Annotated in this window: 1 protein-coding gene; it reads left to right on the top strand. The window is 32.2% G+C overall.

Annotation, left to right across the window (positions count from 1 at the left end; translation table 11 throughout):
- Nucleotides 1-36: 36 nt before the first annotated feature.
- Nucleotides 37-289, top strand: a 253-nt coding sequence (locus tag FE392_RS22665) for a hypothetical protein (RefSeq protein ID WP_319931934.1), incomplete at its 3' end; no start/stop codon positions are given.

Below are 289 nucleotides of genomic sequence, written 5' to 3'. Positions count from 1 at the left end.
CCTCTCACCGTTCATAAGAATGAATCTTATATCCTTATGAAAGACTTAGATGATCATTTTATTGGAACACTTCACAATAAAGACAAGAAAAATACTCTTACACTTACTCAAAACAATTTACAACTACAAGTGAAAGAATATAAAAGTTATAGCCCATTCCCAAACAGCTTAATATACCAAGTACTCATACTATCTGATGAAAATGTAGAAGCCTTATCCACCGTTTCCAAACAAATGAGTGTATATAACTTCAAGGTTACAGATTGGGAGAAAGCACATAATATCGGTT

It is taken from the genome of Xenorhabdus santafensis (assembly GCF_033949405.1).
Classification (GTDB): Bacteria; Pseudomonadota; Gammaproteobacteria; order Enterobacterales; family Enterobacteriaceae; genus Xenorhabdus; species Xenorhabdus santafensis.
This window is presented reverse-complemented; position numbering and strand designations above follow the sequence as displayed.